Here is an 18657-nt window from a genome sequence, read left to right as displayed (position 1 = left end):
ACGAGCACCTGATTGTATTGGCTACAAGCCATAGCGTCGGCGTATGACTGCATCCACCGCGTACAGCCGGGATCTGGGTGACGAGCTGCGGCGCCTCCGAGAGTCCTGCATGGGCCTGGCCGGCAACAAGATGGCCGAAAGGCTGGGCTGGGACCCGAGCAAGGTCTCCACTGTCGAGAACGGCAGGGCCCGCGCCAGCGAGGTCGACCTCATCCAGTACTTGTCCATGTGCGGCAAGGACATCGATTTCATCAACGACTTCCGGCGTCGCTACCAGTACGCCTTCGAGGAGTACATCGTTCAGGTGTCCGACAACCTCCGGGCGATGGTGCGGGCTGAGGCGACAGCCATCACGATCATGAGCTACGACGCGCTGGCGATGCCCGGATTGACGCAGTCACCCGAGTACGCCGACGGCATCTACCGGATGACCGGCCTGGTCGTTGAAGAGCGGATCCCGAACCTCGTCCAGTACCGGATCGAGCGTCAGGCGATCCTGCGCCGTCACGATCGGCCGACTTGCGTGTTTTACATCCATGAGCATGCGCTGGCGCGCCAGGTCGGCAACGCCGACGTCATGGAGGACCAGTACGCCCGGCTGTTGTTCAACACGCACACCGTCAGAATCGTGCCCAAGGACGCACCGATCGTCGCCTCCAGCTTCGTGCTCTGGGAGTTCGAGAAGGCGAGGTCGCTCGTCTTCAGCGAGACGATTCACGCAAACGTCTTCGTGGAGGATCCGGGTGCCATCGCCCGCACACGACTTCTCTTCGATCGCCTGGATCAGGTCGCCTTGAGTGCGGAACAATCGCGGAGCAAGCTGGCGGACTACGTCAGCCCACCGCGAGAGGACTTCGATGACTCAGGACCGCACCTGGCGTACTAGCAGCTACAGCGGCGGAGCGGAGGACAGCAACTGCGTCGAGGTGTCGCTGTCTCACCACGCCCTCGTCCGGGACTCGAAGAACGCGAGTGGCGGCGTGCTCGCGTTCTCGGCTCCCGCCTGGCGGAGCCTGCTCAGGTTCCTCGGTTCTCGTTGAGGTAGTTGTAGATCGTGTAGCGGGTTACCTCCAGGACGCCCGCCAGGTGGTCGACCGAGTCGCGGATGAGGAAGAAGCCTGCCTCGTCCAGCACGCGGACGACCTGCGACTTGTGCACCTTCTTCATCAGCTCGACCGGCACGCCCACGTCCGCGATCGCCTTCTCCACGAGTACGCGCTGGAGGGTGTCCACGTCCTGGGGGAACGACTCCACCGAGATCGGGCCGGATGCCTCGTGCGCGGCGAGTTTGTTGACGCACAGGCAACCCACGGCGATGCCGGCCGCGTCGCGCACGAAGGTGGTGGACGACCAGATCGCGCGGCCGTCCGGTGCGTAGGTCTCGTAGCCGGGCATGTCGGTGGTGGTGCCGCGGCGGACCAGGCCCAGCAACAGGTCCGTCATCGGGCCGCCCACCTGGCGGCCCGTCAGGGAGCCCGCGATCGCGATGATGGAGTTCGGCAGGCGGGACAGGTCGTGCACGACGACCTCGGTGTCCGGGCCCAGGGCGGAGGCCAGGCTGTCGATGGTGGGCACCAGAGCTGACAGCGCTGCCGGGATCGGGGAGGAAGCGGAGCCGGACAACGACTTCAGGGCTGCGCGCAGGCGTTCCAGGGTTCCGCGCGAGGTGGTGGCGTGCGGGGACAGGCGGACGTGTTCGGGGCGGATGGTGGCGGTGATGCCGAAGGTGTTCAGGGCCTCGCCGACCACCGAGGCGGCCTCGGGCATGGTGAACGCCAGGATCCCCGCGCGGCGTTCGCGGGCGGAGACGATCTTGCCGCCGCTCGACAGGACGATCTCCTCGGCCTCGGCGACGATCTCCGCCACCGCCGCGTCCAGAGAGGAAACACCTGCCAGTTCTACGAGTTCCAGCGCTTCGGCGAAGGCGCCGGAGACGACCGGGGAGAGGTTCGTGATGTTCCAAGAGGCGGCGTCCGGGGCCGCGTCGTGGACCGAGTCGTCGAACAGGCCCGCGTCCACCGCGCCCGTCCAGCCGGACAGCACCGGCGAGAGACGGTCCAAAGCACGGTCCGACAGCACCACGAAACCGGTGCTCCAGCCTGCCCGCAGCCACTTCTGGCCGCCTACCACCAGTACGTCGGCGAGCTCCCACGGTTCGTCGACCACGCCGAAGCCCTGAATGCCGTCCACGATCAGCAGGCGGTCGCCGACGACCTCGCGCAGTGCGGCCAGGTCCGCGCGGTAGCCGGTGCGGAAGTCCACTGCGGACACCGACAGCGCGGACACCTCGGGCGTCAGGCCGACTGACACGGCCGCGGGGTGCACCGGGCCGTCCAGGACGACCGACGGGAGGCCCGCCCGCACCCACGGGTAGGTGTTGGACGGGAACTCCGCCGCCGAGTACATGACCGTGCCGGACAGGCCGAAGGCCGCCTGGAACAGGCCGATCGAGGTGTTCGGCACCAGCGCGACGTGGTCGGTGTCCGAGTGGCAGAGGCGCGCCACGGCGGCCTTCACCCGTTGTTCCTCACGCATCAGGGTGTCCACAGTGGACGGACCAGCCAGGGAGGCCTGGTCCATCAACCGCGCGGTGGCCGTGACCACCGGGAGCGAAGGCGGGCCGAAGCGGGCGAAGTCGAGATACCCCTCCGGTTCGCGGAACTGGGCGAGGTACGAGGCGTCGATCAACTCAGAGCACCTTTGCGAGGAACTGTTGCGTGCGCGGCTGCTGCGGATTGTCCAGCACGTCGGACGGTGTGCCGGACTCGACCACCGCGCCGTCGACGAGGAACACCACGCGGTCGGCGACCGAGCGGGCGAAGCCGATCTCGTGGGTGACCACGATCATCGTCATGCCGTCGCGGGCCAGCGAGGTCATCACGTCGAGCACCTCACCGACCAGCTCGGGGTCCAACGCGGACGTGGGCTCGTCGAACAGCATCAGCTTGGGCTTCATCGCCAGGGCACGCGCGATCGCGACACGTTGCTGCTGACCGCCCGACAGCTGAGCCGGGTACGAACCAGCCTTCTCGGCCAGCCCCACCCGTTCCAGCAGCGCCAGCGCCTCCGCCCCCACCTCGGCCTTGCGACGACCGAGGACCTGGACCGGGCCCTCCATGATGTTCTCCAGCGCCGTGCGGTGCGGGAACAGGTTGAACCGCTGGAACACCATCCCGACGTCACGACGCTGGCGGGCCGCGTCACGTTCGCGCAGCTCGTAGAGCTTGCCGCCGGCCGCACGGAACCCGACCGGCACTCCGTCGACCCAGATGCGGCCGGCGTCGATGGTCTCCAGGTGGTTCACGCACCGCAGGAAGGTGCTCTTGCCCGCACCCGACGGGCCGAGCAGGCACACGACCTCGCCGCGCTCGACCTCCAGGTCGATGCCCTTCAAGACCTCCGTGTGCCCGAACGACTTGCGGACACCGATCGCCTCAACGAGGGCCATAAGCACGCTCCAGGTAGTGCTGCCCGATCGACGCGAGGGACACCATCACGAGGTACCAGGCCGCGGCGGCGAACAGGGTTTCCATGATCTCGAGGTTCCGCGACGAGATGTTGTTCGCGGCGTGGATGAGCTCGGTGAAGGCGATCACCGACGCCATCGACGTGCCCTTGATCATGTTGATGAAGTTGTTGCCCGTCGGCGGGATGATCACGCGCATCGCCTGCGGCAGGACGACTCGGCGCAACGTCGTCAGCGGCGTCATGCCGATCGACTTGGCCGCCTCGGTCTGCCCCTCGTCGACGCTGCTCAGGCCCGCGCGGACGATCTCGGCCATGTAGGCGCTCTCGTTGAGCCCCAGGCCGAGCAACGCGGCGACGAACGCGGTCATGACCACGTTGGTGGGCACGGAGAACAGCCCCGGGATGCTGATGTTCTGGAACACCAGCGCGAGGTTGAACCAGATCAGGATCTGCAGCAGCACCGGAAGGCCGCGGAAGAGCCAGATGTAGCCGACGGCGAACCACCGCGCGACGGGGTTCGCCGACAACCGCATCAGCGCGACGACCACGCCGAGGACGATCGCGCCGCCCTGTGCCGCGAGGGCGAGCACGATGGTGTTGAGCAGGCCTTCGAGCATCACGGGGTGCGTGAAGAACCCCGGCACGTCCTCCCACTGGATCTGGGCCTCGGACATCGACCAGCCCAGGCCCGCGAGGACCAGCACGATCACCGCGCCGCTGATCCACCGCCAGGGGTGGCTCAGCGGCACGACGACCAGGTCTTCCCTGACGTCGTTCATGCGGGTGTCACTTGCCATTGATGGCGGCCTTCGTGATCGCACCCTGCTTGATGTCCCAGGTGGTGACGATCTTCTCGTAGGTGCCGTCGTCGATCAGGGACTGCAGCGCGCCCTTGATGGCCTCCGACAGCTTGGCGTTCTTCTTCGCGACGCCGATGCCGTACGGGCCGCCGTTGATCGGCGCGAGCGGCACGACCTCGAAGTACTGGCCGTCACCGGCGGTCTTGGCGACGTAGACGGCGGTCGGCAGGTCGTTGAGGATCGCGGCGACGCGGCCGGTGCGCAGCTGGTTCTGGTTGCCGGTGTCGCTGTCGGTCACGCTCAGCGTCACCTCGCCCTTGCCGGCGGCCACGCACTTGGCGCTCTGCTCCTTGCCGAACTGCTCCTGCGAGCTGCCCAGGTTCACCGCGATGCTCTTGCCGCACAGGTCCTCGACGGACTTGACGCCCTGCGGGTTCCCCTTCTGCACCATGATCGTGATGCCGGAGGTGAAGTAGTCGACGAAGTCGATCTTCTGCTGGCGCTCGGCGGTGTCGTTCATCGCCGCCATCGTCACGTCGACGCGGCCGGTCTCGAGGCTCGTGATCAACGAGCTGAACGCCATGTCGCTGTGCTCGGCCTTCAGCCCGAGCTTGGCGGCGATCGCCTTGATCAGGTCGACCTCGGACCCCATCGGGGTCTTGCCGTCCTGGTCGTAGAAGTTGTTCGGCGGGTTCTGGATGTTCGACCCGACCTTCAACGTGCCGGCCGAGGCGATCTCGGGCGGCAGCAGCGCGGCCAGCGCGTCGTCCTTCTTGACCGAGCCCAGGTCGGACGACGGAGGCGTGGACGTCTGAGTGGTGTCAGACATGGACCCGCAGGCGGCGAGCCCCAGTACGAGCAGCGAAGTCACGAGCAGGCGCGGCATCATGGCGGGGACGGTACAACGCCGAGTTGAAGACGTCCACAAAAAGTTGAAACCAGGCGTGACCGGGGGCACGTGGGGAATTCCGCCGCCGCCCGCTTCGTTGGATCGGGTGCCCCCAGCGAACTAGGAGGACCAACATGGCGACGGTCGAGCTGACCAAGGAGAACTTCGACGAGGTGGTCGGTGACTCCGACGGCTCCGGCATCGTCCTGGTCGACTTCTGGGCCGAGTGGTGCGGCCCGTGCCGCGCGTTCGGGCCCACCTACGAAGCCGCGTCGGACAAGAACGAGGACATCGTGTTCGGCAAGGTCGACACGGAGGCGCAGCAGGAGCTCGCGGCCACGTTCAACATCCGGTCGATCCCGACGCTGATGATCGTGCGCGAGGGCGTCGTGCTGTTCTCGCAGCCGGGCGCGCTGCCCGGACCGGCCCTCGACGGCCTTATCCAGCAAGCGCGCGACGTGAACATGGAAGAGGTCCACGCGAAGGTCGCGGAGGCCCAGGCCCAGCAGGGCTGATTGACGTGGCCCACCTGTGGGTATCTGACGTGCATGAACACCGACACGTCGACCGCACAGCTGGTGCACCAGCTGTCCGAGCAGGTGAGCAGGCTCGCGCGCGATGAGATCCGTCTCGCCGTCGCCGAGCTCAAGGACAAGGGCAAGCACGCCGGTGTCGGCGCCGGGATGTTCGGCGTGGCCGGCGTGTTCGCGTGGTGGGGCGGGCTCAGCGTCGTCGCGGGCCTGATCCTGCTGCTGGCTCTCGTAGTACCGCCGTGGGCGGCCGCGCTGATCGTCGCGGCCGCCCTTCTGCTGTTCGCGGGCATCTTCGCGCTCGTGGGCAAGGGCCAGGTCAAGCAGGCCGCTCCCCCGGTGCCGAGGCAGGCCATGGACAACGTCCAGCAGGACATCGCGACGATCAAGGAGAGTGCGCACCGATGACCGACCCGAAGGAGCAGCTGCAACGCGACGTCGAGCGCACCCGGCGTGAGCTCGGCGAGACCGTGGAAGCCTTGGCGCACAAGGTGGACGTGCCCGGCCGCGTCAAGGAGCAGGCCCACGAGACGGTCGTGCGGATGACCGCGGCGACCAACCAGGCGATCGACTCGCTGCCCGACCCCGTCGCGGAGCAGGTCGAGAAGGCGCGCCGGCACCCCGGTGCCATCGCGGCGGCGCTCATCGCGCTGATCGTCGCGATCTGGGCGATCTCACGGAGGAACCGATGAAGCTGCTCTACCGTCCCCTCGGAATGCTGTTCGGTGCGCTGGGAGGGTTCCTCGCCACCGCGATCTTCGGCCAGATCTGGAAGCTCGTCGCGGGCGACAAGGAAGCGCCCAGCGCCACGATGCGCAACCGCGCCTGGACCGAGGTGCTGATGGCCGCGGCCATCCAGGGCGCCATCTTCGGCCTGGTCAAGGCCGCGATCGACCGCGGTGGCGCCAAGGGCTTCCAGAAGCTGACCGGCGAGTGGCCCGGCGACGAGGAAGACTGATCCAGGACCCACCAGAGCCGTTCCGGACGCCCGGCCCCTTCGCGGGCCGGGCGTCGGCGTCTGGGCCTGCGACCGCTTGAACCATCAACTACCCTGGCGGACATGCCACAGCCAGAGGGTGAAGCGCTCGCCGCGATCCGGGCCAAGCGCGACGAGCTGCGCGAACGCTACGTGAAGCCGCTCGCCGAGCGCGGCGGCTCGCCGACCAGCGGCGTCCACCACATCGCGTTGATCTGCAAGGACGTCGAGGAGACGATCGAGTTCTACCAGGAGTTCCTCGGCTTCCCGCTCGTCGAACTGGTGGAGAACCGCGACTACAACGGCTCGAGCCACTTCTTCTTCGACCTCGGTGCCAAGAACCTGCTGGGGTTCTTCGACTTCCCGGGCCACGACCACCCGGCGTTCTCCGAGACGATCGGTGCCGTCCAGCACCTGGCCCTGTCGACGACGCCCGAGCGGTTCGACGAGATCAAGTCCAAGCTGGACGAGGCCGGGATCGAGTACCTGGGACCCGACCGCGGCGTCGAGGACAGCCTGTACATCCGCGACCCCAACGGTGTAGGGATTGAGTTCTACCGGGAGGTTCTCGGTGAGTTCGAAGGCACGAAGCTGATCAACTGAGAGCGGAGTCGCAGTGGCGCAAGAGGTCAAGGGCATCGTCGCCCGGGGCAAGGGACAACCCGTCGAGCTGACCTCGGTGCTGGTGCCCGATCCCGGCCCCCGGCGAGGCAGTGGTGAAGATCCAGGCGTGCGGCGTCTGCCACACCGACCTGCACTACCGCGAGGGCGGCATCAACGACGAGTTCCCGTTCCTGCTGGGCCACGAGGCCGCGGGTGTCGTGGAGTCGGTCGGCGAGGGCGTCACGGACCTGGAACCCGGCGACTTCGTCGTGCTGAACTGGCGCGCGGTCTGCGGCACGTGCCGCGCCTGCAAGCGCGGCAAGCCCTGGTACTGCTTCTCGACGTTCAACGCCTCGCAGCCGATGACGTTGCTGGACGGCACGAAGCTCTCGCCCGCGCTGGGCATCGGCGCGTTCATCGAGAAGACGCTCGTCCACTCCGGACAGTGCACGAAGGTCGACCCGTCCGCCCGTGCCGCGGCCGTCGGCCTGCTGGGCTGCGGCGTGATGGCCGGCGTCGGTGCCGCGATGAACACCGGCAACGTCGGCCGCGGCGACTCGGTGGCCGTGATCGGCTGCGGCGGTGTCGGTGACGGCGCCATCGCGGGCGCTCGCATCGCCGGTGCCGCGAAGATCATCGCCGTGGACACCGACCCGCGGAAGCTGGAGTGGGCCAAGGGTTTCGGCGCCACGCACACCATCAACGCCCGCGAGGTCGACGACGTCGTCACGGCGATCCAGGACCTGACGGACTCGTTCGGCGCGGACGTCGTGATCGACGCGGTCGGCCGCCCGGAGACGTGGAAGCAGGCGTTCTACGCCCGCGACCTCGCCGGAACCGTTGTCCTGGTGGGTGTTCCGACGCCGGACATGCGGCTCGACATGCCGCTGATCGACTTCTTCGGGCGCGGCGGTGCGCTCAAGTCCTCGTGGTACGGCGACTGCCTGCCGTCACGCGACTTCCCGATGCTCGTGGACCTGTACCAGCAGGGCCGCTTCGACCTGGACGCGTTCGTCAGCGAGGAGATCCCGCTGGACGGCGTCGAGGCCGCGTTCCAGAAGATGCACCACGGCGAGGTCCTGCGATCGGTCGTGGTGTTCTGATGACGCTGCGCGTGGACCACACCGTCACGTCCGGCACGTTCTCGCTCGACGGCGAGACCTTCGACGTGGACAACAACGTCTGGGTCATCGGCGACAGCAGTGAGTGCGTCGTCATCGACGCCCCGCACGACGTGGACGCGATCCTCGAGGCCGTCGACGGCCGCCGGGTCGTGGCGATCCTCCTGACGCACGCGCACGACGACCACGTCCGCGTCGCGCCGGACCTGGCGCACGCGACGGGCGCGCCTCTCGCACTGCACCAGGCCGACCACGTGGTGTGGAACCTGACGCACACCGGCGTCCTCCCGCACCAGGCGCTGGAGGACGGTCAGGTCATCACCGTCGCCGGCGAGGAGATCCACGTGCTGCACACGCCGGGCCACTCGCCCGGCGCCCTGTGTTTCTACGTGCCGTCCCTGGGCGCGGTGTTCACCGGCGACACGCTGTTCCAGGGCGGTCCGGGCGCGACCGGCCGGTCGTTCTCGGACCGGCCGACGATCGAGGCGTCGATCCGGGAGAAGCTGCTGACGCTGCCCGGCGAGACCGTGGTGCACACGGGCCACGGCGACGACACCACGATCGCCGCCGAGGTCTTCTAGAACCGCGGAGGCCGCTTCTCCAGGAACGCCGCCACGCCCTCGGCGTAGTCGGCACTGGAGGCGGCCTCCGCGTACAACGCGCGCACGAAGTCGTCCTCGCGGCCGCCGTCCGTGATCGAGTCGATGATCTTCTTGGCGCCCCGCACGGACACCTGCGCGCGGCCCGCGATCTGCTCGGACAGCTCCTTCACGCGAGCGTCCAGCGACTCCACGACCTCGTTCACGAGACCGATCCGCAGGGCCGTCGAGGCGTCGATCAGGTCGGCCGAGAACAGGATCTGCTTCGCCCACGCCGGGCCCACCGCGTCCACCAGCGCCTTGGTGGAGGTGAAGTTGTAGACGATGCCGAGCTTCGCGGGCGTGATGCCGAACCGGGCGTCGACCGAGGCCACCCGCATGTCGCAGGCGAGCGCGATCTCGCAGCCGCCGCCGACGCAGAAACCGGAGACCGCGGCGATCGTGGGCTTGTCCAGTTGTGCGATGGCGCGCTCGCCGTTGTGGACAGCTTCGCCGTAGTGCGCGGCGCCCTCCGCGCCCCGCCGCAGGGTCGAGAACTCGGCGATGTCGGCGCCGGCGGAGAAGTGCTCCCCACCCCGGATCACGAGCACCCGCACGGCCTCATCTGCGGAAACGCGGGCCAGGAGCCCCGGCAGGGCGGACCACATCTCGTAGCTCATGGCGTTGCGCTTGGCCGGTCGGTTGATCGTCAGGGTGGCGACCGGGCCGGTCGCGGACAGTTCCAGGAACTCGCTCACCCGCCGCACGATACCCACGCCCCAGGTCGTGTCCCGGAAGCCCGTCGGGCGACAGCAGCGGGCGAGGGCCCCGGAGACGACACCGCCGCAACGCCCGAATACGCCCGGTATGAGGGCATCGCGGCGGCGCCGTCTCCGGGTCTCTCGCCCGCGTCTGTCACCGGACGAACTTCCGGGACACGACCTGTAAAGTCCCCTGGCCGAAGACCTGGAGGACTCCGTGACGGCTGCTGCCATCGGTGCTGCCACGCTGCGCACGCTCGCGGTGCGGTTGCGCACCACCGCGCCGGTGTCCGCGCGCATCCTCTCCGAGCTCGCGAGCGAGCTCGACAAGGGCGGGCCGGTCGCCGACCTGCTGTGCTCGCACAGCGCCGTGCACAGCCCGTTGTTCGGCGTCCAGGCGCTCGCGGGCGTGCGGCTGCTGATGCTGTCGGGCAAGGCGCCGGAGCTCAGCCAGCGGTTCGCCAGCGCGCACGCGGCCGCGATGGCCGGGGAGTCCGACTCGACGGCGCTGCTGGCGTGGCTCGCGGCCCGGCGGGCGATCGTCGAGAACGCGGGCGACGTCCTCGCGGCCCTCGACCGGACGGTGCAGCAGCACCAGCCGAAGACGGCCGGGTTCCTGCTCAGGGGCCTCACGATGATCGGCGCGCCGAAGGTCCGGCTGCTCGAGCTCGGCGCGTGCGCGGGGCTGAACCTGATCCTCGACCACTACCGCTGGTTCGGCCTCGGCTGGGAGTGGGGCGACAAGGACTCGAAGGTGCGCCTGGCCGCGGTCGGGCCGCGGCCGCCGAACCTCGAGATCGTCGACAGGGCCGGCTGCGACCTGCAGCCACGGGACCCCGCCGACCCGAAGCACGCGATGATCCTGCAGTCGTTCATCCCGCCCGAGCACGACGCGCTGCGGTGGGACCTCGACGACGCCATCGAGCTCGCCGCCGAGGTCGGCGTGAAGGTCGCGCGCTCCCCCGCCGGGCGGTGGCTGCGCGAGAACCTCGTGCCACCCGGCGACCGCGGCACGTACACGGTGATCTGGCACAGCTCGTTCTGGGCGTACCTGACCGAGGACGAGCGCCACGAGATCGAGACGACGCTGACCGCGGCGGCGGGCTCGATGCCACTCGCGCGCGTTGCCTACGAGTCGACGGATTTTCGCTCGAACCCCCGCCTGACGGTCACCATCTACAGCTAGCCTCCGGCGGCGTGAAAACGATGCGCGCTGGTCTGGTGGCGATCGCTCTCCTCGCCCTGACCCCTGCACCCGCCCATGCCGTCTCCGACCACGACCTGGCGTTCCACTGGGCCCCGGTCCACCACCAGGACACCGACTCCTCGGACGCCGACGCCGACTACCTGTCCACAGTGGACTTCGACGGCGAATGGAACACGCTGAACAACTGGGAGAACCAGCCCCAACTTGCGAAGCTCACCGGCGCCGCCTACTACTCCGTGGTCGAGACCTCGACGCACTGGTTCGTCGTCTACGGCTTCTACCACCCGCGTGACTGGGACGACCAGCCCGACCCGTTCGGCCAGCGCACCCACGAGAACGACCTGGAGGGCGTGCTGCTCGCCATCCGCAGGGACACCGGCTTCGGCAAGCTCGAAGCCGCGGTCACGGTGGCGCACAGCGACTTCTACTCGTACGTGCCCGCCGGGTCGCCGTTCCAGAACGGCGCGGAGACGATCGACGGCACGTTGCTGCTGACCGACGGCCGCCCCACCACCTTCCAGGAGGCCAAGGGCCACGGCCTGTACCGCTGGACCGGCACCGACTTCCCCGGCGGCGACGGCGTGGTCTACCGCCCCGCCACCACCGGCGAGGTGCCGTCGGGCGGCAACGACCGCAGCGTCGGCTACCGCCTGGTGAACACTCTCGACGCCAACGGCATGTGGTCGCGCCGCACCAACTCCGAGACCTTCGCGTCGTTCGGCACGTTCCGCGGCGACAACGGCAAGGACAACGCCGCCCACGCGCCGTGGGGCTGGGACGACCAGAACGACGACGCGATCTACCGCGGGTACATGGCCACCGACCCGGCCGCGCTGGTCGACCGGTACTTCTCGAACAAGGGCGAGTTCAGCCTGACCTACACGCGCAACGCGTTCCGCTGAAACGCTTGCACGGCCTCATCAACGGCTACCCCTGGGCGGTCGGCCGCACGACGACCTCGTTCACGTCGACGTCGGCCGGCTGCTCGAGCGCGAACGCGACGGCGCGGGCGATCGCGTCCGGCGGGATCGCGATCTCGTCCCGCAGGCCCGCGACGCGCTCCCGCACGGCCCCGTTCGACGACGCCTCCGCGAACCCGGTGTGCACGAAGCCGGGGAACACCGTGGTGACCCGCACCGAGGCACCCGCCTCCTGGCGCAGGCCCTCGCAGATCGCCCGCACGGCGACCTTGGTACCCGCGTAGACCGCCATGGACGGCACCACGCTGAACGCGGCGGTGGAGGCGGTGGTGACGAAGTGCCCGGACCGTTGCTCCCGGAACACCGGCAGCGCGGCCGCGATGCCGTGCAGCACCCCCTTGACGTTGACGTCGACCATCTCGTCCCACTCGTCCACGCGCAGGTCGTCCAGCGGCGAGATCGGGCCGGCGCCGGCGTTGCTCACCAGCACGTCGAGCCGGCCATACCGCTCACGGGCGAGCGCCACCAACGCGTGCAGGTCCTCGCGGCGCGTCACGTCGGTGCGCGTGTGCACAGCCGTGCCGCCCGTCTTCTCGATCCTGGCCACGACGTCCGCGAGCCGGTCGGATCGGCGTGCTCCGAGCACGAGGCGCGCACCTCGTTCCGCGAGCAGCAGCGCGGTCGCCTCACCGATCCCACTGCTCGCACCGGTGATCGCCACGACCTTGTCCTCCATAGCCATGACCCCAGCCTGCGGTCCAGTCAGCCTGGTATCCAGAGTCGGCTTATTCTGGTATCGGAGGTGCCATGTCCGCGGACCAGAGGCGTGAGCTGGGGGTGTTCCTGCGCAGCCGCCGGGAGCGGATCACGCCCGCCGAGGCCGGTCTGCCGACCACCGGCCGGCGGCGCACGCCCGGGCTGCGGCGGGAGGAGATCGCGGTCCTCGCCGGGATCAGCGCCACCTGGTACACCTACCTCGAGCAGGGGCGTGACGTGCAGGCGTCCGGCCAGGTCCTCGCCGCCCTCGCCGCGGCGCTGAAGCTCGACCGGTCCGAAGAGGACCACCTGTTCCGCCTCGCCGGGCACGCCCCGGCCGAGGCAGCGCGTCCGGAACCGCTGCCCGCCGAGGTGGCCGCCGTCCCCGGCCTGCTGCAGCCGAACCCGGCGTACGTCATCGGTGCCACCTACGACGTGCTCAGCCACAACGAGGCCGCGGCCGCCCTCTTCCCCGTCCTGCGCACGGAGAACCCGAACTTCGCACGCTGGGTGTTCACCGACGGGGCGTCCCGTCTCGCGGTGGTCGACTGGGAGTTGGAGGCGCGCGCCCTGCTCGCCCGGCTGCGCACCATCGCCGGCCGGCACCCCGGCGAGCCCCGGTTCGCCAGGCTGTTCGAGGAACTGCACGAGGCCAGCCCGGAGGTGCGCTCCTGGTGGCCACGCTACGAGGTGCAGCCCCAGCACAGCGGGCGGAAACGCTTGCGGCACCCGGAACTCGGCGCCGTCGACTACGCCTACACGGCCTTCCACCTCGCCGGGCAGCCGGACCACACGCTCGTGATCTACGCGGATCCCCGGCTCTGCCAGTAACCGATCATCCGTTCGCGCGACCCCTGTCCGAAGTGCGCTTCCCCCGTCAGGTGGCCGTCGACATCGGCGCAGGCGCACCGGATGTCCCCCATTCAGCTAGCTCCCGTCCGGCAGGTTTTTCGCCCTTCAACGCGGCTACTCCAAATGGCGCAACCAGGTCGTTCCGCGCAAGAGGAGGTGCTTGTGCCCGGAACGCCGGCGCGACGGTAGCGGCCAGTTCTGCTTCCCAAGCTCTGCACAACCCTGCGGCCCGGATGACGGCGTACTCCGGGACGTGGAGGACGCATGGGACACCGCCACCGGAAAACGCCTCACGTGAACGAGAAGTTGTCGTCAAGAGAGGAAGAACATGCGCAAGAACGTCAAGACCGGCCTCATGGCCGCAGTAGCGGCCACTGGCCTCGTACTGACGGGCGGATCGACCGCCAGCGCGGACATCAGCGCGTTCCACCCGTACCGGATCGGCGGTGCGGAACATCTGATCGCCGCCCAGTGGCTCGACCATCACGCCTCGGCGTCCGCCGTGGCCGGACACGGCGCGCACTCGGGCGAAGGCGGCGACGCCGAGAGCGCCAACGTCGCCTCGACCGGCGACTCGGGTGACTCCGGCGACTCCGGCAGCACCGGGCACAACTCTGCGCACGTGATGTGCGTGCACTCCACCTGCCAGACCGGTACGAACTCCGGCGACTCCGGCAGCACGACCACGGGCAACACCGGCAACGCCACCAACAACAGCAACACCCACGGCGGCAACACCGGCCACGGTGGCAACGGCGGCGACGCCGACGCCGCTGCGGAGAACTCGGCCACGACCAACTGGGACGAGGACGAGGACGAGGACGAGGGCAAGGGCGGGAACGAGAACGGCACCTCCGGCCAAGGCGACTCCGACGCCACGGCCACTGCCGGCAACGGCGCGCCGTCCGGTGAGGGCGGCGACGCCGACAGCACCAACGTCGCCCTCTCCGGCGACAGCGACGACTCCGGCGACTCCGGCGACACGGGCCACAACTCCGCAATGGTGATGTGCGTGCACTCCACCTGCCTCACCGGCACGCACTCCGGCAACTCCGGCGACACCTCCACCGGCAACACCGGCCACGCCACCAACAACAGCAACACCCATGGCGGCAACACCGGCAACGGCGGCAACGGCGGCAACGCCGACGCAGCAGCGGGGAACTCCACTGCGGCTGAGTGGGATGAGGACCAGAACACCGCGCACAGTGACGCTGACGCCGAGGCCACGGCCACTGCCGGCAACGGCGCGCCGTCCGGTGAGGGCGGCGACGCCGACAGCACCAACGTCGCCCTCTCCGGCGACAGCGACGACTCCGGCGACTCCGGCGACACGGGCCACAACTCCGCAATGGTGATGTGCGTGCACTCCACCTGCCTCACCGGCACGCACTCCGGCAACTCCGGCGACACCTCCACCGGCAACACCGGCCACGCCACCAACAACAGCAACACCCACGGCGGCAACACCGGCCACGGTGGCAACGGCGGCAACGCCGAAGCGGTGGCCGCGAACCTGATCGAGGCGATGGACGACTGATCACCACGTACTGAGGGATCATCCGCGCAGCGGGTGGGGCCGGGTTCCGGTCCCACCCGCTTTCCGGGTGCTACAAGGGTTTCAGGCGGCGCGCGGGTACATGCGGGCCATGCCGGGAGGCGCGGCGAAGGGTGCCCACGTACCCTCCGCCTGCGCCAGCCGGTCCGCCACCACCCACAGGACGGTGGAGTTGAAGCCGTAACCCAGGTGTGAGGACGACACCTGGACGTTCTCCCGGCGTGGTCCGGGTTCCTCGACGCACGACTCCCACGAGACGATGCCGTCCGTCTTGGAGTAGATCGACGTGGCGGGCACCGGGATCGGCGGCCGCGTCGACTCCGGTGGCGGGAACTCGTCCTTCGGGATGTGCAGGCGCGCCAGCAAGGAGAACGCCGGCATCGCCCGTGACTGCACGGGATCGCTCATGTTGTAGGGCGAGCCCAGCGTGATCACCTGACGCACGCGGTGCGGGTGGTCACGGGCCATCTCGCGCGCGAAGATCCCGCCCAGCGACCAGCCCACGATCGAGACAGGCGCGCCGCAGGCGTCAGAGACCTTCTTCACCAAGGCGTGCATGCCGTCGACGGCCTTGCGGGTCGGCCCGATGTTGCGGCCCAGGCCCCACGGGTTGACCTGGTAGCCCAGCCCGGACAGGAACCGGCGCAGCATCACCGTCGAGGAGTCCGCGGCGCCGAGGCCGGGGAAGACGAGGACCGGGTGGCCGTCACCGGACGGCGCGCCGCGCAGCATCGCCCGCGTGGCCACGAACTCGCTGACGTCGAGCGCGCAGCGGGTGGGCTCGGTGAGGTACCAGAAGAGGCCGGGAGCGCTGCCTCTCACGAGGCGCAGGGGTGAAGCGGCAGGCACTTCGAGGACTTCGTCCGATGGAACGGCAGACATAGGAGCCTCCCCACACGTCGACAACCCCGAGCCGGCGCCCCGGGCCACGTCGCCCGGTGAGTCCATGATGTTTCGTGAACGATCTTTTCGCCAGCACTTTCGAGTCTCGATTCGCCACCCGCAGGTAACGCGTCGGCAACCTCACAGCTGTGCAGTGCCTCTCACCTGCATGGACGTCGATTGAGACGCACCGGTCCTCTACCATTTTTCGAGTGGATCGGATGAGTTCCCTGGACGCCAGCTTCTACTTCATCGAGGACGAGAACGTGCCCATGCACGTCGGTTCCGTCCTGGTCTTCGACGGGCCGGCCCCGTCCTACGGCGATGTGATCCGCCTCTTCCTGGCGCGCATGGACCAGGTTCCGCGTTACCGCCAGAAGGTGAAGGCGCTGCCGTTCCACGTGGGTCGTCCGGTCTGGGTCGACGATGACCACTTCAACATCCTCTACCACGTGCGCCACACCGCGGTGCCGTCGCCGGGCGGGGAGGACCAGCTGCGCAACCTCGCGGGCCGGATCTTCGCGCAGAAGCTCGACGACTCCAAGCCGATGTGGGAGGCGTGGCTCGTCGAGGGTCTCGAGGGCGGCCGCTGGGCGATCATCTCCAAGGTCCACCACTGCATGATCGACGGAGTGTCCGGTTCGGACATGCTCCAGCTCATCCTGGACTTCAGGCAGGACAGCGTGTTGCCGGAGCCGAAGGAGTGGACGCCGCAACCGCAGCCCTCCACGCTCGACCTGGTGGTCGACGGCGTGCGCGACGCCATCGTGACGCCGGTGCAGCACCTGTCCGCGTTGCCCGCCGTCGCCCGCAACGTGCGCTCCCTCAGCGAGATCCTGGACTTCGGCAAGACCGTCCTCGGTTCACTTCCCGGTACTGCCAAGCGTTTGGTCACGCGGGCGGCGACCTCTTTGAACGGTCCTATCGGGCCACACCGCCGCTGGGTCTGGGCGCGTGCGAACCTCGCCGAGATCAAGCAGATCCGCACCGCCGCCGGCGGCACCGTCAACGACGTCATCCTGACGGCGATCACGCGGGGTTTCCGCGACCTGCTGGAGAAGCGCGGCGAACTGACCGAGGGCATGGTCGTGCGGACCATGGTCCCCGTGTCGATGCGCAAGGCAGATCAGCACAACGAGCTGAACAACCGCGTCAGCGCCGTGCTCGTGAACCTGCCCGTGGGCGAGGCCGACCCGGTGAAACGCCTCGCGTCGATCCGCGCGCAGATGGACGACCTGAAGGGCTCGCGCCAGGCCGCCGGTGCCGACGTCCTCACGAACCTGTCGAACTTCGCCGCGCCGACGCTGATGGCGCTGGGCTCGCGGACCGCGATGCGGTTCCCGCAGCAGATCCTGCAGACCGTCACCACGAACGTGCCGGGCCCGCGCATCCCGCTCTACATGCTCGGCCGCCCGCTGGTGGAGATGTTCCCGTACGTGCCGGTCGCCTCGACGATCCGGATCACCGTCGGCATCTTCTCCTACCTCGACCGGTTCACCTTCGGCATCAACGCCGACTTCGACGGCGTGCCGGACGTCCAGCTGCTCGCGGACGGCATCCGCGCGGGCTTCGACGAGATGGTGGCGCTGGCCGCCGAGGCCGCGGAGCGGACCGAGGCGGCCCGGAAGGTCGTCGCCCCGAAGCCCGCCGTTTCCAAGCCGGTGGCGAAGAAGCCCGCTCCCAAGCCGCGTGCCGCGCGGACGACGACGTCCAAGGCGGCCACGAACGGCGTGAGGCCGGAGACGACGGCCTGAGGCACGCGCGGCATCGAGCTCACCGGCGCCGAGCAGCACGCCGGGTCAGCTCGCGGACGTGCTCAGGCGGTTGGCGTCCATCCAGGCCAGGACCCTCTCGGACACGACGTCCGGGATCTCCATCTGGGGCACGTGACCGACGTTCGCGAACTCGTCGTAGCGCCAGTGCGGGAACCTGCGCGCCACGGCCCTGGCCGCGGCGACGTTGACCAGCCTGTCCCGGTCGCCGCTCATCAGGAACACCGGCACGCGGACCTTGGCCATCGCCGCGTGGTAAGCGCCGCGCTTGGACGTCGTGAACACGACGCTGCGCGCGGCCGCGAGGAACGCCGTGTCGAGCCCGTCGACCTTGGCGCGTTCGCCGATCAGGTGCTCACTGGCCTGCTTGAGCTCCTCGGGGATGCCGGACGGGTCAGCGCAGACCAGCTCCAGCAGGCGTTCGACCTGCCGGCGGGCGGGCACGGCCCTCGACCTCGCCAGGAACCGCTCCCCCAGCCCCGGCACCGAGTACAGGAAGAACGTGCTGAGCATCGTCGGGTCGGGCCGCGTCCCGAGCACCATCGGCAGCGCGGGGTCGATCAGCACCAGTCCGCGCACGAGCTCCGGGTCGTGGGCGGTCTGGAAGAGCGAGATCAGCCCGCCCATCGAGTTGCCGGCCAGGACCGCCGGCTCCCCCACGACCTCGCGCAGGAACCGGCCCAGCAGCCGCGTGTTGGCCTGGACCGTGGTCTGGCGCCCCTCGGGGTTCGTCAGGCCGTGCCCGGCGAGGTCGACGGCCGTCACGCGGGCCCTCTGGGCGAGCAACGGCGCCAGCAGCACCCAGTTGAGGTGCGAGCCGCCGAGTCCGTGCACGAGCACGATGCGCGGACCGTCCTCCGGTCCGCCGAAGTCGACCCAGTGCACGGGCCCGTCGAGGTCGGCGTGGTGACTGGTGCCGCCGAAGTTCGCCACAGTCGTCATACCAACCAGTATGTCGCTTGAGCGTACTGATCGGTAGTGTCG

At 69.1% G+C, this 18657-nt stretch carries 21 protein-coding genes and 1 pseudogene; 14 read left to right on the top strand and 8 right to left on the bottom strand.

Features of this window, described 5'->3' with window-relative positions:
- Positions 1-43 precede the first annotated feature (43 nt).
- Positions 44-886 (top strand): helix-turn-helix domain-containing protein, encoded by an 843-nt coding sequence (locus IEY88_RS16010; RefSeq protein WP_268241240.1) that lies wholly within the window; start codon positions 44-46, stop codon positions 884-886.
- Positions 858-1040, top strand: a complete 183-nt coding sequence (locus tag IEY88_RS16005; RefSeq protein WP_189155560.1) for a DUF397 domain-containing protein — start codon at positions 858-860, stop codon at positions 1038-1040. Before IEY88_RS16010 ends, IEY88_RS16005 begins: the two co-directional genes overlap by 29 nt.
- Here the strand turns inward: IEY88_RS16005 and IEY88_RS16000 are convergent.
- From IEY88_RS16000 to IEY88_RS15985, 4 genes are read right to left on the bottom strand one after another with little or no spacing between them, the layout of a single operon-like run.
- Positions 1018-2688 (bottom strand): aminotransferase class V-fold PLP-dependent enzyme, encoded by a 1671-nt coding sequence (locus IEY88_RS16000; RefSeq protein WP_189155559.1) that lies wholly within the window; start codon positions 2686-2688, stop codon positions 1018-1020. The two genes, IEY88_RS16005 and IEY88_RS16000, sit on opposite strands and share 23 nt — an antisense overlap.
- Position 2689: 1 nt before the next feature.
- Positions 2690-3448 carry an amino acid ABC transporter ATP-binding protein gene (locus IEY88_RS15995; protein WP_189155558.1) on the bottom strand — a complete coding sequence of 253 codons (759 nt, stop codon included), beginning with the start codon at positions 3446-3448 and terminating at the stop codon, positions 2690-2692.
- The gene (locus IEY88_RS15990; RefSeq protein WP_189155557.1) at positions 3435-4247 is read right to left on the bottom strand and encodes an amino acid ABC transporter permease; all 813 of its coding nucleotides are present in this window, start codon (positions 4245-4247) and stop codon (positions 3435-3437) included. The genes IEY88_RS15995 and IEY88_RS15990 overlap by 14 nt, the downstream gene beginning before the upstream one ends.
- 7 nt (positions 4248-4254) lie before the next feature.
- On the bottom strand, positions 4255-5157 hold the full coding sequence (locus IEY88_RS15985) for an ABC transporter substrate-binding protein (RefSeq protein ID WP_189155556.1): 903 nt from the start codon (positions 5155-5157) through the stop codon (positions 4255-4257).
- Between the two features lie 134 nt (positions 5158-5291).
- On the opposite strand from IEY88_RS15985, the gene IEY88_RS15980 reads away from it, so the two are divergent.
- The 7 genes and pseudogenes from IEY88_RS15980 to IEY88_RS15950 all read left to right on the top strand — a co-directional run bounded on the left by IEY88_RS15980 (position 5292) and on the right by IEY88_RS15950 (position 8968).
- Complete coding sequence (locus tag IEY88_RS15980) at positions 5292-5672, top strand: thioredoxin family protein (RefSeq protein WP_189155555.1); 381 nt, start codon at positions 5292-5294, stop codon at positions 5670-5672.
- Positions 5673-5705: 33 nt separating this feature from the next.
- Positions 5706-6095, top strand: coding sequence for a phage holin family protein (locus tag IEY88_RS15975; RefSeq protein WP_189155554.1), 390 nt, complete (start codon positions 5706-5708; stop codon positions 6093-6095).
- Positions 6092-6379 carry a DUF3618 domain-containing protein gene (locus tag IEY88_RS15970; RefSeq protein WP_189155553.1) on the top strand — a complete coding sequence of 96 codons (288 nt, stop codon included), beginning with the start codon at positions 6092-6094 and terminating at the stop codon, positions 6377-6379. The genes IEY88_RS15975 and IEY88_RS15970 overlap by 4 nt, the downstream gene beginning before the upstream one ends.
- Entirely contained in the window at positions 6376-6645 is a 270-nt protein-coding gene (locus tag IEY88_RS15965) for a DUF4235 domain-containing protein (protein ID WP_030476400.1), read from the top strand. The genes IEY88_RS15970 and IEY88_RS15965 overlap by 4 nt, the downstream gene beginning before the upstream one ends.
- 102 nt (positions 6646-6747) lie before the next feature.
- Complete coding sequence (locus tag IEY88_RS15960) at positions 6748-7266, top strand: VOC family protein (RefSeq protein ID WP_189155552.1); 519 nt, start codon at positions 6748-6750, stop codon at positions 7264-7266.
- 13 nt (positions 7267-7279) lie between these two features.
- Positions 7280-8369, top strand: a pseudogene (locus IEY88_RS15955) (S-(hydroxymethyl)mycothiol dehydrogenase).
- Positions 8369-8968 (top strand): MBL fold metallo-hydrolase, encoded by a 600-nt coding sequence (locus IEY88_RS15950; protein WP_189155551.1) that lies wholly within the window; start codon positions 8369-8371, stop codon positions 8966-8968. Before IEY88_RS15955 ends, IEY88_RS15950 begins: the two are co-directional and overlap by 1 nt.
- Here IEY88_RS15950 and IEY88_RS15945 read toward each other — a convergent pair.
- Complete coding sequence (locus tag IEY88_RS15945) at positions 8965-9723, bottom strand: enoyl-CoA hydratase/isomerase family protein (RefSeq protein ID WP_229693428.1); 759 nt, start codon at positions 9721-9723, stop codon at positions 8965-8967. The genes IEY88_RS15950 and IEY88_RS15945 overlap by 4 nt on opposite strands.
- 220 nt (positions 9724-9943) lie before the next feature.
- On the opposite strand from IEY88_RS15945, the gene IEY88_RS15940 reads away from it, so the two are divergent.
- The gene (locus IEY88_RS15940; protein ID WP_189155549.1) at positions 9944-10912 is read left to right on the top strand and encodes a DUF2332 family protein; all 969 of its coding nucleotides are present in this window, start codon (positions 9944-9946) and stop codon (positions 10910-10912) included.
- Between the two features lie 20 nt (positions 10913-10932).
- Positions 10933-11835: a hypothetical protein gene (locus IEY88_RS15935; protein WP_189156029.1), complete on the top strand. Its 903-nt coding sequence runs from the start codon at positions 10933-10935 to the stop codon at positions 11833-11835.
- Positions 11836-11860: 25 nt separating this feature from the next.
- Here the strand turns inward: IEY88_RS15935 and IEY88_RS15930 are convergent, their stop codons facing one another.
- Positions 11861-12595, bottom strand: coding sequence for an SDR family oxidoreductase (locus IEY88_RS15930; RefSeq protein ID WP_189155548.1), 735 nt, complete (start codon positions 12593-12595; stop codon positions 11861-11863).
- A gap of 65 nt (positions 12596-12660) precedes the next feature.
- Here IEY88_RS15930 and IEY88_RS15925 point away from each other — a divergent pair, with 65 nt between their 5' ends.
- Together IEY88_RS15925 and IEY88_RS15920 are read left to right on the top strand one after the other, a co-directional pair.
- Positions 12661-13440 (top strand): helix-turn-helix transcriptional regulator, encoded by a 780-nt coding sequence (locus IEY88_RS15925; protein ID WP_189155547.1) that lies wholly within the window; start codon positions 12661-12663, stop codon positions 13438-13440.
- Positions 13441-13789: 349 nt separating this feature from the next.
- Positions 13790-15001: a hypothetical protein gene (locus IEY88_RS15920; RefSeq protein WP_189155546.1), complete on the top strand. Its 1212-nt coding sequence runs from the start codon at positions 13790-13792 to the stop codon at positions 14999-15001.
- A gap of 81 nt (positions 15002-15082) precedes the next feature.
- On the opposite strand, the gene IEY88_RS15915 is transcribed toward IEY88_RS15920, so the two are convergent.
- Positions 15083-15901 (bottom strand): esterase/lipase family protein, encoded by an 819-nt coding sequence (locus IEY88_RS15915; RefSeq protein WP_189155545.1) that lies wholly within the window; start codon positions 15899-15901, stop codon positions 15083-15085.
- Between the two features lie 221 nt (positions 15902-16122).
- On the opposite strand from IEY88_RS15915, the gene IEY88_RS15910 reads away from it, so the two are divergent.
- Complete coding sequence (locus IEY88_RS15910; protein WP_229693427.1) at positions 16123-17655, top strand: WS/DGAT/MGAT family O-acyltransferase; 1533 nt, start codon at positions 16123-16125, stop codon at positions 17653-17655.
- A gap of 45 nt (positions 17656-17700) precedes the next feature.
- Here the strand turns inward: IEY88_RS15910 and IEY88_RS15905 are convergent, their stop codons facing one another.
- On the bottom strand, positions 17701-18615 hold the full coding sequence (locus tag IEY88_RS15905; RefSeq protein WP_189155543.1) for an alpha/beta fold hydrolase: 915 nt from the start codon (positions 18613-18615) through the stop codon (positions 17701-17703).
- Positions 18616-18657: the final 42 nt, after the last annotated feature.

It is taken from the genome of Lentzea pudingi (assembly GCF_014646255.1).
In the GTDB taxonomy this organism is placed as follows: Bacteria; Actinomycetota; Actinomycetes; order Mycobacteriales; family Pseudonocardiaceae; genus Lentzea; species Lentzea pudingi.
The sequence above is the reverse complement of the archived record's forward strand: the minus strand, read 5'-3'. Positions and strand labels throughout refer to the sequence as shown.